Annotated in this window: 11 protein-coding genes; 6 read left to right on the forward strand and 5 right to left on the reverse strand. The window is 59.7% G+C overall.

Annotated elements, in window-relative coordinates; translation table 11 throughout:
- The first annotated feature begins 72 nt into the window (after window positions 1-72).
- Window positions 73-1,242 carry a cation:proton antiporter domain-containing protein gene (locus ACNKU7_RS14715; RefSeq protein ID WP_418297755.1) on the forward strand — a complete coding sequence of 390 codons (1,170 nt, stop codon included), beginning with the start codon at window positions 73-75 and terminating at the stop codon, window positions 1,240-1,242.
- Window positions 1,243-1,460: 218 nt separating this feature from the next.
- On the opposite strand, the gene ACNKU7_RS14720 is transcribed toward ACNKU7_RS14715, so the two are convergent.
- The 3 genes from ACNKU7_RS14720 to ACNKU7_RS14730 are packed head-to-tail and all read right to left on the reverse strand — an operon-like array spanning window position 1,461 to window position 7,472.
- Window positions 1,461-4,616 carry an efflux RND transporter permease subunit gene (locus tag ACNKU7_RS14720; protein WP_418297756.1) on the reverse strand — a complete coding sequence of 1,052 codons (3,156 nt, stop codon included), beginning with the start codon at window positions 4,614-4,616 and terminating at the stop codon, window positions 1,461-1,463.
- Window positions 4,613-5,962, reverse strand: coding sequence for an efflux RND transporter periplasmic adaptor subunit (locus ACNKU7_RS14725; protein ID WP_418297757.1), 1,350 nt, complete (start codon window positions 5,960-5,962; stop codon window positions 4,613-4,615). Before ACNKU7_RS14725 ends, ACNKU7_RS14720 begins: the two co-directional genes overlap by 4 nt.
- The gene (locus ACNKU7_RS14730) at window positions 5,955-7,472 is read right to left on the reverse strand and encodes an efflux transporter outer membrane subunit (RefSeq protein WP_418297758.1); all 1,518 of its coding nucleotides are present in this window, start codon (window positions 7,470-7,472) and stop codon (window positions 5,955-5,957) included. The genes ACNKU7_RS14725 and ACNKU7_RS14730 overlap by 8 nt, the downstream gene beginning before the upstream one ends.
- A 356-nt stretch (window positions 7,473-7,828) precedes the next feature.
- On the opposite strand from ACNKU7_RS14730, the gene ACNKU7_RS14735 reads away from it, so the two are divergent.
- The 4 genes from ACNKU7_RS14735 to ACNKU7_RS14750 all read left to right on the forward strand — a co-directional run bounded on the left by ACNKU7_RS14735 (window position 7,829) and on the right by ACNKU7_RS14750 (window position 12,627).
- The gene (locus ACNKU7_RS14735) at window positions 7,829-9,013 is read left to right on the forward strand and encodes an acyl-CoA dehydrogenase (RefSeq protein ID WP_418297759.1); all 1,185 of its coding nucleotides are present in this window, start codon (window positions 7,829-7,831) and stop codon (window positions 9,011-9,013) included.
- A gap of 248 nt (window positions 9,014-9,261) precedes the next feature.
- The gene (locus ACNKU7_RS14740) at window positions 9,262-9,879 is read left to right on the forward strand and encodes a trimeric intracellular cation channel family protein (protein WP_418297760.1); all 618 of its coding nucleotides are present in this window, start codon (window positions 9,262-9,264) and stop codon (window positions 9,877-9,879) included.
- Between the two features lie 68 nt (window positions 9,880-9,947).
- Window positions 9,948-11,627 (forward strand): alpha/beta fold hydrolase, encoded by a 1,680-nt coding sequence (locus tag ACNKU7_RS14745; protein WP_418297761.1) that lies wholly within the window; start codon window positions 9,948-9,950, stop codon window positions 11,625-11,627.
- Window positions 11,628-11,781: 154 nt separating this feature from the next.
- Entirely contained in the window at window positions 11,782-12,627 is an 846-nt protein-coding gene (locus ACNKU7_RS14750; protein WP_418297762.1) for a sulfurtransferase, read from the forward strand.
- 26 nt (window positions 12,628-12,653) lie between these two features.
- Here the strand turns inward: ACNKU7_RS14750 and msrA are convergent, their stop codons facing one another.
- Window positions 12,654-13,283 carry a peptide-methionine (S)-S-oxide reductase MsrA gene (msrA, locus tag ACNKU7_RS14755; RefSeq protein WP_418297763.1) on the reverse strand — a complete coding sequence of 210 codons (630 nt, stop codon included), beginning with the start codon at window positions 13,281-13,283 and terminating at the stop codon, window positions 12,654-12,656.
- Window positions 13,284-13,321: 38 nt separating this feature from the next.
- A complete protein-coding gene (locus ACNKU7_RS14760) occupies window positions 13,322-13,912 on the reverse strand; it encodes a class I SAM-dependent methyltransferase (protein ID WP_418297764.1) in 591 nt (196 codons plus the stop codon).
- A 226-nt stretch (window positions 13,913-14,138) separates the two neighbouring features.
- On the opposite strand from ACNKU7_RS14760, the gene ACNKU7_RS14765 reads away from it, so the two are divergent.
- Complete coding sequence (locus ACNKU7_RS14765) at window positions 14,139-15,404, forward strand: porin (RefSeq protein WP_418297765.1); 1,266 nt, start codon at window positions 14,139-14,141, stop codon at window positions 15,402-15,404.
- Window positions 15,405-15,425 lie beyond the last annotated feature (21 nt).

The following is a 15,425-nucleotide window of genomic DNA, read 5'->3' on the forward strand; positions in this document are numbered from 1 at the left end:
ACAACGGTGAACTGAGTCAATAATGGCTCACGAACACACCGGTAATGATTTCCCTGCTAACAAGGATGTGCAGTGCCTGAAGCTTCCCTGTTCCAGTCGTTTTTTCTTATCTTCAGCGGCGCGGCGATCGTTGCATCGCTGGCCCTCTGGGGCCGCCAGCCATTGCTGGTCGCCTATATCGCCCTCGGCATTCTCCTTGGCCCGTCGGGCTTTGCGATCATCGACAATGTGCAACTGATGGCGGAGATGTCGAATATCGGCATCATTTTCCTGCTGTTTCTCCTCGGCCTCGACATGCAGCCAAAGGCGCTCATTTCCGTCATGCGCAAGGCGACCTTTGTCGGGCTTATCAGCTGTGGGCTTTTCCTTGGGCTGGGCTACGCCATCGGCTACCTGTTTGGGTTTACCAGCACCGAGTGCTGGGTCATCGGCATGGCGATGATGTTTTCCAGCACCATCATCGGTATCAAGCTGCTGCCGACCACGGTACTGCATCACAAGCACCTCGGCGAAATGATGGTGGGCCTGCTGCTGTTCCAGGACTTCGTGGCCATTACCTGCCTGATGATTCTATTGAGTGGCAGCACCGGCAGTGTGGATTTTGCGCGGCTCGGTATTTCCTTTGCCGCACTGCCGTTTCTGATCGGCATCGCGTGGGGGGCAGTCAAATATGTGCTGCAACCACTGCTCGCGAAATTTGATCGCTTCCATGAATACGTTTTTCTGCTGGCCCTGGGCTGGTGCATGGGGCTGGCCGAACTGGCGGAAATCATGGGGCTGTCGCGGGAGATCGGCGCCTTCATCGCCGGCATCACGCTGGCCACCAGTCCGATATCCCAATACATCGCAATCAGCCTGAAGCCACTGCGGGATTTCTTCCTGATCCTGTTTTTCTTCAGCCTGGGAGCGCAGTTCCACCTGGATATGCTGCCGCAAATTGCCCTGCCCGCCGTAGTGGCCGCCATTGCGGTACTGGTCTTCAAGCCGGTGGTGTTCCGCTATCTGCTAGGGCAACAGAGTGAGCGCACGATCCTGGCCTGGGATATCGGCTTTCGCCTCGGGCAAATCAGTGAATTCTCGCTGTTGATTGCCTATCTGGCGGTAAGCCAGCAACTGATCGGCAGCGCCGCCTCACACCTGATTCAGGCCACGGCGATCCTGACCTTCCTGGTGTCGTCGTACATCGTGGTACTCAACTTCCCCAACCCGATTGCGATCAAGGATCATTTGCGGCGGGATTGATACTTTGCGCCGAGCCACGGGGTAATTGGATCTCCCCCTTAGGATTTTGGCAGCAAGGCACGGGACATCGAATCGAAGAGGAATCGCTGCGGCAGGCATTTCGGACCTGTCGGAAACAGGGAAGTTTCCGACAGAGCGTACAGGGATGTATTCACAGCGATTCCGAAATGCCTGCCGCAGAGCTTCATCGCCAACCAGCCTGATTACAGTTCGAGGTCTCAGACTTTCACCTCCCCAGTGGTTTTCCTTTTCAGCAAGCCAAACAGTTCGGGAATATCCCGCGAAAACATCAAATACAGGCAAGGTACCAGCAGCAGCGAAATGGTAGTCGCCGCCAGAATTCCATAACCGAGGGAAACCGCCATCGGGATCATGAATTTGGCCTGCACCGAGGTTTCGAAAATCATCGGCATAAGACCACAAAATGTCGTCACTGTGGTCAGGATGATCGGCCGGAAACGCCGCGCCGCCGCGCGTTTGATCGCTTCGGTAATCGGCACGCCATCCGCGCGCAGGCGGTTGCCATATTCGATCATGACCAGGGTATCGTTGATCACCACACCCGCTAGCGCCACCATTCCCAACAGACTGACCATGCTCAGCCCGTAGCCCATAATCAGGTGGCCAAGTATGGCCCCGATCACGCCAAACGGAATCGCCACCATCACCGTGAGCGGCTGGATATAACTTTTCAGGGGAATGGCCAACAGAAGATAGAGTGCCGCCAGGGTCAGTGAGAAAGTAAGCCCCAGTGATGACAGGCCCTCGCGCTCCTCCGCCTGCCGTCCCTCATAGGAAATCGACAAACCCGGGTACTGCGCACGCAGCTGCGGCATAACACTCTGGTCCAGTTCATTGATTACGAGCGTCGCCTGATCCGCTGGCTCTACATTGGCCGTTACGGTCATCACCCGCCGCCCCTCGCGGCGATTGATCGTTGCATAGGCACGGCCCTGCTCCACCTCAACCAAATCCGGGAGTGGCAGCCACAATCCGTTGCCGGCGCGAATCATGATGCTGTTTACATCCTCCAGCGTCACCCGCTCTTCTTCCGGCAGCCGCACCATCACTTTGACCTGGTCGCGGCCGCGTTGCTGGCGCATGGCCTCCGCGCCGTACAGTGATGCGCGCAGCTGCCGCCCGATATCTTCCGCGCTGAGCCCCAGGCTTTTCGCGGTATCGGTCAGGGTCAGATCCAGCTGTCGCTTGCCGAGGGAAACCCCGGCATCGATATCGCCCACCGCAGGGAATGCCTCGAGCGCCGTGGCCAGCTGCAGGGCGGCCTCTTCCAGCAAATCCGTATCCGTGTGCCGCAACTCGACTGTCAGAGCCGGCCCCGCCCCGGGGCCGCCGCGGTCACTGGCAAAGCTGGAACTGAGCGCGCCCGGCACTGGCCCCACGGCCTGGCGCCAGCGCCGCACGAATTCGCCGGTAGTCACTTCGCGCTGATTTCCCGGTGTCAGGTACACATCAACCTGTACATGATCGTCGCGAATCAAACCGCGCATCCCCATAAAGACGCCGTCGCGGCCAGTCTCTTCCAGGATCCGGTCCGCCGCCCCCATGATCTGGCTGCGCGCGCGATCCAGCTGCTCCTCGGACGTGCCCGGCGGAAATGTAACCTGAACCCGACCGGAGTCGCGCTCCACCTTTGGCATCAGGGTAAACCCCATGCGCCCGCTACCGGCGTAACCGACCATGACAATGAGAATGGCCAGAGAAACCGCGATGGTGATATAGCGGTGGCGCACGCAACTATCCAGCATTGGCTTGAATCGTTTTTCGACAAAACGATCAAGGCCGCGTGCAATCATTTTCTGCCGTGCGGCAAAACGGCGGGCGCTGCGGCTTTTGTAACCCCGCTTTGAATACGCCAGGTGCGCCGGCAGAATAAACAGCGCCTCCACCCAGGAGATAGCGAATACGGCACCGACCACGAAAGGAATCACACCGAAGATTTTGCCCATAAATCCGGGCAATTCCGTAAGCGGAATAAAAGCCACAATGTTCGTCAGTATCGCGAACGTCAGCGGCACAGCCACCTGGCGGGCACCGGCAACCGCGGCTTCGAAGTTGCTGTAGCCCTGCTGGCGCCATTCGTGAATATTTTCGCCGGCAATAATTGCATCATCCACCACGATACCCAGCGCAATGATGAACGCGAACATACTCACCATGTTGATGGAAACATCTATCCCCGGCAGGAACAGCAGTGCACCGAGGAAACTGGTTGGAATACCCAGTGTTACCCAGAAGGCCAGGCGCAATTCCAGGAAGGCCCCGAGCACCACGAAAACCAGCAACAAGCCGAGGAATCCGTTTTTCAGCAGGAGCGCGAGGCGCTCCTTGAATATCTCGGAGTCGTCATCCCGCACACTCACGCGAATTCCCGGCGGTAGCGTATCGCGCACTTCTGCCAGTACTTCGTGGGTCGCATCGCTCACACTCATCGGCGTCTGATCACCGATCCGGAATACATCGATGCCCGCGGCCGGCTCGCCGTTGTAAACCATGTTGCGCGGCTCATCCACCAGCGCGTCGGTGATCGTGGCGATATCCTTGAGCCGCACTGTCCCGCCACCGGGGCTCTGCACAACCGCGATATCGCCAAACTGCCGCGCCCAATCGCGACGCTCGGTCACCCGCACCAGAATTTCACCGGCCCTGGACTTCACCCCGCCCGCCGGCACATCGACCGCCGCGTTACGCACCAGCTGGGCAACTTCGGGCAAGGTCAGGTTGTATCGGCGCAAGTCCTCACGCCGCAACTCTATCGCCACTTCAAAGTCGCGCACACCATATGCTTCGAGCTGGGTGATATCCGGGTGCGATTCAAGCTTGTCATACACATACATGACATACGCCCGCAGCGTGCGGTCATCCACGTTGCCGTGCACGACCAGATCCAGCACGTCACGCTTGTGCTCGGCCAGGCTAACCCGGGGACGTTCAATGTCCGACGGAAAGGTGGTTACACGATCGATCGCCGCCTGCACGTTCTGGTAAACCTGGTTCGGATCAGCATCTTCCTCCAGTTCCAGAGTCAGGCTTGCATTGCCCTCGCCTGCGCTACCACGCAGTTCTTTGATGCCTGCCAGTCCCTGCACCGCCTGCTCGGCGGCCACCAGCACCCCGCGTTCCACTTCCTCCGGGCTTGCACCCGGGTAGGAAATATTCACGGTTACCATATCCAGGCTGAACTCGGGAAAAACCTCTTTTTTGATGCTGAGGGCAAACACCAGGCCGCCGAAAATAAACACCAGCATCAACAGGTTGGCGGTTACATGGTTGTGGGCCATCCAAGCGATGGCGCCGTGGCTCGTATCTACCGGACGACGCTTGCGACTCTTGTCGTGATGTTCCGAGGCACTCATCCGCGCTCTCCATCCATCTGTGGCGGATCCGGAAGCTCGGGCGGCTCCTCGCCTTTCGGCTTGCCGCGTTTTTTCCCTGGCATTTCCGGAGCGCCCGCGTCCTGACTGCCCTCGCCCTGCGGTCGCGCTTGCAGGGCTTCCGTTCCTGTGGGTTTTCCGCGACTCGGCGTTTCCCCTGCAAGGCCACGCTCACGGTGCGTCGCCTGCGCCTGTGCTGCAGTACGCACCGCCATGCCTTCAGTAACATTGGCCAAGCGTGTGACAACAAGCGATTCCCCGCCCCGCAGCCCGCGGTCGAGTACCGCATGGGACTCGGTCAGGTGCGCCACCTTGACTGGCTGAATATGGATTTTGCCGTCCTGCACGACCCACACCACGTCGCCATCCTGCAGTGCGGCCAGCGGTATGCGCACTTGCTCGCCGGCGGCGCGGCCGGTGATTTCCACACGCGCCAGATCATTGAGCAACAATTTGGGTTGCGCCGGGTTTGCAACCCCGAGCGGATCATCCAGTTCAACCAGTACCCGCGCCAGGCGACCCTGCTCCTCGAGTACCGGAATGACGCGGACAAAACGTCCCTGCCGGTATTGATTATCCGGCCACTGACTGCCGTGGATACGCACCTCGGCATTCGGGGAGTCCAGCTGCATCAGCTGGGCCGCGGGCACCTCCACTTCCACCTGGAAGCGATCGGCACCCGCGAGGGTATACAAAACGGTGCCCGGCCCGACGCGGTCGCCCACATCGACGCTGCGACTAACCATCAGGGCATTAAAGGGCGCTGCCAGCCTGGTCAGGCGCAAATCCCGCTGTGCCAGGTTGACCTGCGCCTCGGCCGCGTCCATCCGCGCTTTTGCCGCAGCCAACTGCGGTTCACGCAGCACCAATGCGCGGTCGGCCTCCGGTATCGACGCCCCCAGCAGTGCAAACTCTTCTTTGGCGACCTGGCGTTGCCCCTGCTCCTGCTGCAACTCCGCGCGACGCTCGGCAAGCGTGCTGCGGGCGGTTTGCAGCGCCAGCTGGTAGGGCTCCTGCTCAATTTTCAGCAGTGGTTCGCCTTTCTTGAGCGTGGAACCTGGCCCGAGGTCATAGTCCAGCCACTCCACGCGTCCCTCAACCTGAGGCTGCAGTTCGACCAGCTCCCGCGCCGTCACCTTGCCGAGTGCCTTGACCGTAAGCGGGAAGCGGCCGTACTCCGCCTCTCCCACCTCAACCGTCACCGCTGGCGCCCTGCGCTCACCGCGGCTCATGGTCGGTTTCTCCCGCAGCAGCCAATTCGACAGCAGCAGCGCCAGCACAATCAGCACTACCGGAATGACAATGCTCCAGTTGAGCTTGTTAAACATCAGGATCCTCCGACCGGTACACGTCCAGCTCTTCCGCCGGCGGCTGTGGCAGATCTCCTGCCTGTAACCCGCCAGATAGCGCGCGATAGAGCGTTACCCGGTTTTCCAGTAATTCGCGGCGCGCGGTCAGCAGCTGCCGCTCAAGCGATTGTTGATTGTTGGTTGCAGAAAGCACGTTGAGAAAGTCCACCGCACCAAGGCTATAGGCGCGCCGCTGGCGAACCGTAATCAGGTCGGCGAGCTGTACCCGCTCCTCCAGATGCGATATCCGCACTGCAATCGCATCCTCATTGACCAGCGCCTGCTCAACCTCAGACAGCGCACGGGTTACCGTATTGCGAAACGCAGCCCAGCGCTCCTGTTCTACGGCCTGTTGCTGCCGTTTGGCGGCCGAGAGTGCGCCGCCATCAAAAATCACACCCTCGAGCGCGGCACTCAAGTTCAGCAGCCAGTCTTCGGCGATGTCGGAGATCGATTTGCCCCCGCCACTGAAGAACAGGCTCAGGGAAAGACTCGGCAGGCGCTCCGCCCAGGCCTGACGGGCGAGATAGTGACCCTGCAAGAGGTCGCGCTCGGCCCGTTTGACATCCGGACGGCGCAACAGGAGCTTCGCGGGAATACCCGTCTCGGGAAGGGCCGGCAACGCCGGCAGCCGGTCGTACTGCAGAGCCGCCGCCGGCAGGTTTTGCGGTGCGACACCGAGCAAGGCAGCGAGCTGAACGCGCAACACTTCGAGGTTGGCGCGACTCTGATCCAGCTCCTGTATCGACTGTTGAACAAGCTGGCGCTGCTGCAACACGTCCGCCGCGGCACTTACCCCGCTGCCAAAACGCAGCTCCAGTGCCCGCAGGGTTTTGCGGTTGTTTTCCAGCTGCTGCTCCAGCAGGCGAATTTGCCCCCACTGCTCCTCGAGCTGCATCCAGGTCGCGGATACCTCTGCGGCCAGGGTCAGCGCCGCCGTATTCAGGTTTTCCTCCTGTGCCAGGCGAGCGGCCTCCGCGGCCCTGGCACCACTGCGCACCCGCCCCCAGAGGTCAACTTCGTAGGCTGCCGCCAGCGTGCCACTCCAGCTGTTGCCCTCGTTCTCCCCACCGGAAAAATCGAAACCATTGCTGGAAGCCCTGCGCTGCTCGGTATTTTCAAGACTGCCACTCAGCCGCGGCCAGAAGCCGCTACGCGCCTGGTCAGCGGCCGCCGCTGCCTGCTGCAGCCGCCAGTAGGTTGCCTGCAGATCCGGGCTCGAATGCAACGCCAGCTCAACCAGTTCGGCGAGCTGCGGATCCCCAAAGCTGCGCCACCAGCGCTGGCTAACCGGCGCAGATCCACTGCTACTGAACGACGCGGGCAACCCGAGGGCCTGCTCGGGCAATTTGGGGGGTAAAGGCTGGACGGCGCAGGCGGTGAGAAGCAGGAAACAGGCGGCGGACGTCGCCCGGCGCAACGCACAGCCAGTCACCGCGCGCACCGGAGTGCACGCGGCATTGTCAGGAATTGGTTGCGAAAAACCCATATCTCGCCAGCTGTTATGCAATGTTTCTTCATTATCGGAAGATAAAAATGACCAGCAAGACGTTTTACGTTTGTTTACCCGCCGCTTCACCTGCAGTTCCACTCATCGCCCGGGGCGCTCAACTCGCCGCACTCCTTCACCCCGTGAAATAGCACACAATAAAAAGTGATCACAAACGTGCCCCTGGCGGAATTGTTCGCTATGATGGCTGACCTGGTGACGCAGCCGAACATGCCGCAGTCACCCGTCGGCACCTCGCCGCCGCGACCAACCGTGGAGCGGTAAAGCTAACCTGTTGAGGTGCCCGGCCGCATGGCCTGCATTCATTACCTTGAGACACTGCACGGACCTGAATCATGAGTAAAAACCAGCCTTTGGCACACTGGGACGACATTCTGCTGCTAGACCGGCAACTGACCGATGAAGAGCGCATGATCCGCGATACAGCGCAGGAGTATTGCCAATCCAAATTGATGCCGCGGGTACTCGAGGCCAATCGCCATGAAATTTTCGATCGCGAAATCATGCGCGAAATGGGTGAGCTGGGCTTGCTCGGCTCCACCATCGACGGCTACGGCTGCGCAGGCCTGAATTATGTGTCCTACGGCCTGGTGGCGCGGGAAGTGGAGCGCGTGGACTCCGGCTACCGCTCTGCCATGAGCGTTCAGTCAAGCCTGGTGATGCACCCGATTTACGCCTACGGCAGTGAAGCACAGAAAGAAAAGTACCTGCCCAAACTCGCCACCGGCGAATGGGTGGGCTGCTTCGGCCTCACCGAACCCGACGCGGGTTCCGACCCGGGCGGCATGAAAACCCGCGCGAAAAAAGTGGACGGCGGCTACCGCATCAGCGGCGCCAAGATGTGGATTACCAACAGCCCGATTGCTGATGTTTTTGTCGTCTGGGCCAAGGACGACGAAGGCGACATTCGCGGTTTCGTGCTTGAGAAAGGCATGGAAGGACTCAGCGCGCCCAAGATCGAGGGCAAGTTCTCCCTGCGCGCGTCCATCACCGGCGAAATTGTCATGGACAATGTCTTTGTGCCGGAAGAAAACCGCTTCCCCGATATCAAGGGCCTGCGCGGTCCCTTCGGCTGCCTGAACCGTGCCCGCTATGGCATTTCCTGGGGCGCCATTGGCGCGGCGGAATTCTGCTGGCACGCGGCGCGCCAGTATGGCCTCGACCGCAAGCAGTTCGATCGCCCGCTGGCGCAGACTCAGCTGTTCCAGAAGAAGCTCGCGGATATGCAGACCGAAATCAGCCTCGGGCTGCAGGGCTCCCTGCGCGTTGGCCGTCTGATGGATGAGAACAAGGACTTTGACCCGACCATGATCTCCCTGGTCAAGCGCAACAACTGCGGCAAAGCCCTCGACATCGCCCGCGTCGCCCGCGACATGCACGGCGGTAACGGTATTGCCGACGAGTTCCACGTAATTCGACATGTAATGAACCTGGAAGCGGTGAACACCTACGAGGGCACGCACGACGTTCACGCGCTGATCCTCGGCCGTGCCCAGACCGGCCTGCAGGCGTTTTTCTAAACAGATCTGCTACCCCGCTACCTTGCTCGGTAGCGCACCCAGCAACCCGGTAGTGGCGCCGCCGCTACCGGGTATGCTCTCGCGAGCCGTGGGCTGGACTGCCCAGAGTTACATCAAGTGAACTCTCCACCACCGCGCGCACCCACCAGCTAGTTCAAGCGAAACCTGTTCGTGACCGGCTGGGACTGTACCCTGACCGGGTGCAGCCTCATAATTCCCCCTTTCCATTTCAAAGCGCGCCCTCGACCATGGAACAACTGCTGTACTGGTGTGACCTCATCGGCATCGTCGTATTTGCCTTCACCGGTGTGCTCGCTGCCGGACACAAGCAGATGGATCTGTTTGGCGCTGTCGTGCTCGCCTGCGTTACCGCCACCGGAGGCGGCACCACCCGCGACATGATCCTCAATATCCCGGTATTCTGGCTGGCTGAAAGCCACTACCTGTGGATTGCTGCCGCCACCGGGGTAATCAGCTTTTACCTGATCCGCTACCTGCAGGTACCCATGCGCCTGCTGATGATTGCCGATGCCGCCGGACTGGCCGTGTTTGTTGTCATCGGCACGCAAAAAGTGCTCGATCTGGGCCATAGCCCGGCCATTGCCATCGTCATGGGGGTGATGACCGGTACATTCGGCGGTCTCATTCGCGACATCCTGTGCGGCGATATTCCCCTGCTGCTGCGGCGGGAGATTTATGCCACTGCAGCCTTGAGTGGCGCCGCCGCTCTGGTGATACTGGACGACATCGAAGCGCTGCCCGGCGAAGCTGTGGTGGCCATTGCGGTGCTGATCACCCTCGGGATACGTCTTGCCGCGCTGCGCTGGAACCTCTCCGCACCCATAGCCCGCATGCGCCCCAACTGAATGTACCCAGTGAAGCTGTGCCGAATTCAAATACACCAAGACCGAACCCACCGAACCAAGGACACTAAGTGCGCCCCATCCGCCCTGCCCTGCAAATACTCTCTCTCGGCCTGATCAGCGCAGCGCTGATCCTCGCCAGCGGCTGCCAGAAAAGCGACGACACCGCCGCCGCTGCCAGCCCCAGCCAGCTGATCTCGAAACCCTGCTGGTTTGACGTTGGCCGTGACTGGCCCACCACCCAGTGCTACATGATGGAAGTGCCGGAGAATCACGCCAAGCCGGAGGGTCGCAAAATCCAGTTCCCGGTCGTGCGTTTTTTTGCCAACGTAACCGATCCGGACAAGGAGCCGCTGCTGCATCTGGGCGCCGGTGGCCCCGGTGCCAGCATGGGGCTGGAAGCAGAAAATGCGAGCGACTGGCTCTGGGTAAACTACGCCGGAATGACCGTTGAAGACGGGCGGGATCTGATTGTCATCGACCCCCGCGGTACCGGCATGGCGAAGCCGAAGCTCTCCTGCACCGAATTCATCAAGGATGCAGACCTCGCCTTCACACGCAACCTGAGCAGCGATGAAGAGTCCCGGGTATTCACCTACAGCATGGAACGCTGCTATAGCCGCCTGAGCCGCACGGCGGATCTCGCCTTTTACAACAGCGCCACAGTTGCCAAAGACATTGAGGCCCTCAGGGTGGCACTGGGGATTCCGCAGCTCAACCTGTACGGTGTGTCGTACGCCAGCCGCTATGCGCTCACCGTCGCGCGCGACTTCCCCGACTCGGTGCGGGCCATGGTGCTCAACAGCGCCGTTTTCCCGAACATTATTTACGCCCAGCAACTGCCGCAGGACGTGATCGCCGCCTACAAACGCGGGCTTGATTACTGCGACGGTGATACGGAGTGCCAGAAGCAATTTCCCAACTTGCACCAGCGCCTGGAAGCACTGGTGCAAACACTGGACGAGACCCCCCTTACCGTGGATACCGGCAACATCCACCCAGGTGAGCAATACCCCTTTGTTCTGAGTGGACAGCGCCTGCTGCGCGTACTGTTCCAGGCCCTTTACAACGAAAATTTCTATCGCGAGCTGCCACCCATCATCGAGCAGCTCGAGTCTGGCGACGCGACCCTGCTCAAGCCCGCGATTGTCAGTTTTATGGGACTGGTATTGGACCCGAATTTTGGCGATGCCGCGGGGATCAGTCACTTCTGCTACGAAGAAGCACCCTTCGTTGACTTCGCAAAAGCCCGCGAGGCTGCAGCCAATAGCGGTATCCTCGGTGGCCCTGTCCGCTCCGATGTCGACCTGATGCAGATCCAGTGCCGTATCTGGGCGATCCCTTCCGCACCAACGCTGGAGTCCCGCGCCATCCAGACTCCGGTGCCTGCGCTTGTCATGCACGGCGGGCTCGACCCGGTGCTCTCGGCAAAAGATGCAGACAGGGCCCGCCGCAAGCTGCCGAACCACCAATGGCTGCTGTTCCCGAAACTCGCCCATGATGTTATTTCAGCCAGTGATTGTGCGGAGCAGGCCGCTGCCAGTTTTCTTGACCAGCCGCAACAACCGGTAGTGGAAAGTGCTGAGGCCTGTCGCCAGCAAGAGCTTGCACAGCAGCGCGAGCTGGAACAGAAAATTGCCGAGCTGGAAGAAAAACAGTCCGCGGACACAGAGCCGCAGGACGAACCGCAATCCGAAGATCACCGCCTGCGCGAAGCGCCGCCAGCCAGCCGTTATTCGGAAGCCCGCTGAGCACTTAAAAGGCGGTTTTCGGTGACAAATTAACCGGGTTGCCGATGAATTCTGCAACCCGAATTGCGGGTAAAAAGTTTCACAGAGAGAGGCTGGACAAAACCATTTTCGCGGCTTAACGTGCTCTTAATAACGACTATAAAAAGAAGTTGCTATGAACTATCAGAGCATCATAGAAGCCTCCGAGCTCGCGGAGCACATAGATAATCCGGCACTGGTAATTATTGATTGCCGGTACGACCTCACTGACCCAGCGGCTGGCGAACAGGCGTTCGCGGCAAATCATATTCCGGGCGCACATTACGCCAGCCTTGATCGAGACCTGTCCGGCACCTGCGAGCGCTTTGGCGGCCGCCACCCTCTCCCCTCGGCGACACAGTTTTCCGAATATGCACGCTCAATCGGCATAAACGCCGACAGCCAGGTGGTGGTGTACGACGATCAGCGCTTCGCCTTTGCGGCGCGAGCCTGGTGGCTGTTGCGTCACTTCGGGCTCGAGCGGGTAGCGATATTGAACGGTGGCTTTAGCGCCTGGAAAGAAGCCGGACTGGCGGAAGAAAGCGGGGCCGCCAAAGAAGTGCCCCAGGGCAATTTCAAGGCCTGCGCCAAGGCTGACGAGCTCCTGCATCACGACGACATCTACCCGCACCTGGACAACCCGCCGTGGCAGCTGGTAGACGCGAGGGATCCAAAACGGTTCCTCGGATATGAAGAACCCCTGGATCCCATTGCCGGCCATATCCCCACTGCCATCAATATGCCGTGGCAGGCGATAACCGATGAGCGTGGCTACCTGCGCTCTGCGGCAGAATTGCGGGCCCACTGGCAGGATATCCCCGCGGATGACGACATCGTTTGTTACTGCGGCTCCGGGGTCACCGCCTGCGTAAACCTGTTCTCACTGGAACAAGTGGGTCGCAAAGCACGCCTCTATCCCGGCAGCTGGAGCGACTGGTGCGCGCGGATACTCCACCCGCACAAGACGTCCGAGCAGGCCTGAGCATCAGGCCTGCACAGCTGGCTTGATCAGCGCAGCAGACACGCCCCGGTGCCCGCAAGACCGCAGTAACCGCCGGGATTCTTGGCCAGATACTGCTGGTGATCCTCTTCTGCGTAATAGAAGGTCGGTGCGGGCATGATTTCCGTGGTAATTGCACCCAGTCCCTTCTCCTCCAGCGCCTGCTGAAAGCTCGCCTCCGTTGCCTTGGCCTCGGCGAGCTGCTCATCACCGTAACAGTAAATACAGGAGCGGTATTGGGTTCCGAGGTCGTTACCCTGGCGCATGCCCTGGGTTGGGTCGTGTTCTTCCCAGAAGCGCTGCAGCAGCTCGCGATAACTGACTTTGGCCGGGTCAAACGCTACCAGCACAACTTCGGCATGCCCGGTGCCACCGGTGCAGACTTCGCGATAGTTTGGGTTTGGCGTGATGCCGCCGGCATACCCCACAGCGGTGCTGTATACGCCATCAATCTCCCAGAACAGACGCTCAGCGCCCCAGAAACAGCCCATACCGAACATGGCCAGCTCCATCCCCTCAGGGAAAGGCGCCACCATGGTGTGGCCACTGACAAAATGCCGGCCGCTAACCGGCATCGGCTCGGGCCGCCCCGGCAAGGCCTGATCTGCAGTTGGGAGCTGGGATTTATCAAATTGCATAGGGAAAAACCTCAATACAGCCCGACGGCTGCCAATGATTACGACGGTTCGGCCTGCATGATGCAGCCGCTTGCCTTCATAGGGCGCAGAGTCTGCCACTCGCGATAATCGGCGTCGAGTTTTTCCTGCGCCCGCTCCGCCAGCCGGCGAAACGGTGAGCGGCCGGGATCCACAAGTAGCACGCGCCCCACCCCGGCCCGCAGTGCCCGGCGGGTCAGATTGTAGAGCGGGCCCTCTAGCTTGTCCCAGAAGCAGATATCGGTGCCGATTACCGCGTCAAAACCCGTCAGATCCTGCTCCGTCACCCGTTCGTAGCGACAGCGCCAGGTATCGATCTCAACACCATTGAGTTCCGCATGGTATTCCGCAAAGGGAAATACGCTGGGATCTGCATCGAGCGAGGTTACTTTGGCATCAAACTGCTTTGCGCAAAATATGCCCCCCAGCCCCCAACCACACCCCAGATCCAATACCCGCGCCCCGGGTGCCAAGGGATGTTTTTTCAGGTAGTCCATGGTGAGACAGGAGCTCTTCCAGAACTTGTTCCCGTGCAGGCTGGGATCCCCGGCTTCGCGCCGGAGCTTGCGCATATCCGGATGCGCATTTTTGCGAATGGTTAAACCAAACATTTTACGACTGAGTGAACCGGCATCCGCCAAAGCTGAGACCTCCATTCAGTAAATTCAAGAACATCAATCATTGCAGAGCATTCGTCAAAAACGGCGAAAACACTGCCAATCGTTTTCAGTGTACCTTTTCTCCAAAATGTCTTCAGCCAACTGAACTACTTTTGCTCTTGAAGTGCACGCTCGTCGTGCACGAGCTATACCGCACTACCGGTTGAGATGAGTGGCAATGAATTCGAAAATTTTAAAGCACTTACTACCCCTGCCCTGTTTGGCAGCGAGCGCCGTTCAGGCTGTCCCCATCTACCAGTCCAATGAAGTGACCCTGTATATGGAGGGCTACTTCACCGCGCACATGGTCAATACCCGGGGTGACACGCAAATGCAGAATGGCGCCTCTCGAATCCGCATCGGCCTCAATGTGCCCGCATACGATAAATGGGATACCGGATTCAATGTCGAATGGGGTATCAATGCCATATCGTCGGCGCAAAACCTCATTATTCAGGGTGACCAGCAGGCGGCGCCGGGCGACCGCGGCGAATCGCTGTATTTGCGCCAGGGGCATGCGTTTGCCAAACACCCAAAATGGGGCGACTTTACAATTGGAAAGCAGTGGAGCGTTTACTACGAGGTCACCTATATCACCGACTGGTACAACGTGTCCGGCGGACTTGCGAGCGGCACCTATGCCCTTGGCACTGACGGAGGCGTTTCTGGAACCGGGCGCGCCGACAGTGCCATCACCTGGCGCAAGGCCTGGGAATTTGAAGCCGGCGAATTCAAGATCGGCCTCCAGTACGCCAACCATGTCGCCGACCTGGATATCGCGGTGGACGATGTCGCCGGCCCCGACACCCTGCTGGTCTGCCCCCCGGGAGACTGTGAATACGGCCAAAACCAGGGTATTTCCGCAGTGTACCGGGCCAACATCGGCAAAGGCCTGTTCCTCGGCCTTGCCTACAACCGCGTGCAGATGGATATCGCCAGCGACAACGGGCTTATCTTCGACACATCGCGTAGCGGAGATCCCATCCTCATCTCCGACGACTTTGTGTTTGACGCCGACAGCAACGACTGGACTGCCGCATTTGGCGTCTACTACGGGGTAAGCGCGTACGAGAAAGGCTGGTACGCCGCCCTGGTGCTCGATCGATCGCAAAACAATGAATTGGCCCCGGCGGGATCCGTCGAGGGAATAACCAACTTCTTCGATGCCAAAGGTTCCGAGTCATTTATCAGCTACACCTGGGGCGCGAATAACTGCTACTCCATTTATGGCGGCCATAACCTGCTGAGATCCGACGATAACGAATTCGACCGCGCGCTGGTGGTGGAGAATGAGTTCCGCCTCAAGCAGATCTACCTCGGTTTCCAGTACCGGTGGAATGACCGGGTGAAACTCTACTTCGAGAATGCTTTCGACAGCAGTAACGACGTCGCCGCACCGGTGGTTGGAGACTTCAGCGCCGTCGGCTTTCGGGTCGACATCTGATACGCTTGCGACCTGAAATTC

It is taken from the genome of Microbulbifer weihaiensis (assembly GCF_048323715.1).
Classification (GTDB): domain Bacteria; phylum Pseudomonadota; class Gammaproteobacteria; order Pseudomonadales; family Cellvibrionaceae; genus Microbulbifer.

Excerpts from the sequence above, each read along its gene's own strand:
- ACNKU7_RS14720 (WP_418297756.1), bottom strand. The coding sequence starts at position 4,616 with ATGAGTGCCTCGGAACATCACGACAAGAGTCGCAAGCGTCGTCCGGTA.
- ACNKU7_RS14725 (WP_418297757.1), bottom strand. The coding sequence starts at position 5,962 with ATGTTTAACAAGCTCAACTGGAGCATTGTCATTCCGGTAGTGCTGATT.
- ACNKU7_RS14730 (WP_418297758.1), bottom strand. The coding sequence starts at position 7,472 with ATGGGTTTTTCGCAACCAATTCCTGACAATGCCGCGTGCACTCCGGTG.
- ACNKU7_RS14735 (WP_418297759.1), top strand. The coding sequence starts at position 7,829 with ATGAGTAAAAACCAGCCTTTGGCACACTGGGACGACATTCTGCTGCTA.
- ACNKU7_RS14740 (WP_418297760.1), top strand. The coding sequence starts at position 9,262 with ATGGAACAACTGCTGTACTGGTGTGACCTCATCGGCATCGTCGTATTT.
- ACNKU7_RS14750 (WP_418297762.1), top strand. The coding sequence starts at position 11,782 with ATGAACTATCAGAGCATCATAGAAGCCTCCGAGCTCGCGGAGCACATA.
- msrA (WP_418297763.1), bottom strand. The coding sequence starts at position 13,283 with ATGCAATTTGATAAATCCCAGCTCCCAACTGCAGATCAGGCCTTGCCG.
- ACNKU7_RS14760 (WP_418297764.1), bottom strand. The coding sequence starts at position 13,912 with ATGTTTGGTTTAACCATTCGCAAAAATGCGCATCCGGATATGCGCAAG.
- ACNKU7_RS14765 (WP_418297765.1), top strand. The coding sequence starts at position 14,139 with ATGAATTCGAAAATTTTAAAGCACTTACTACCCCTGCCCTGTTTGGCA.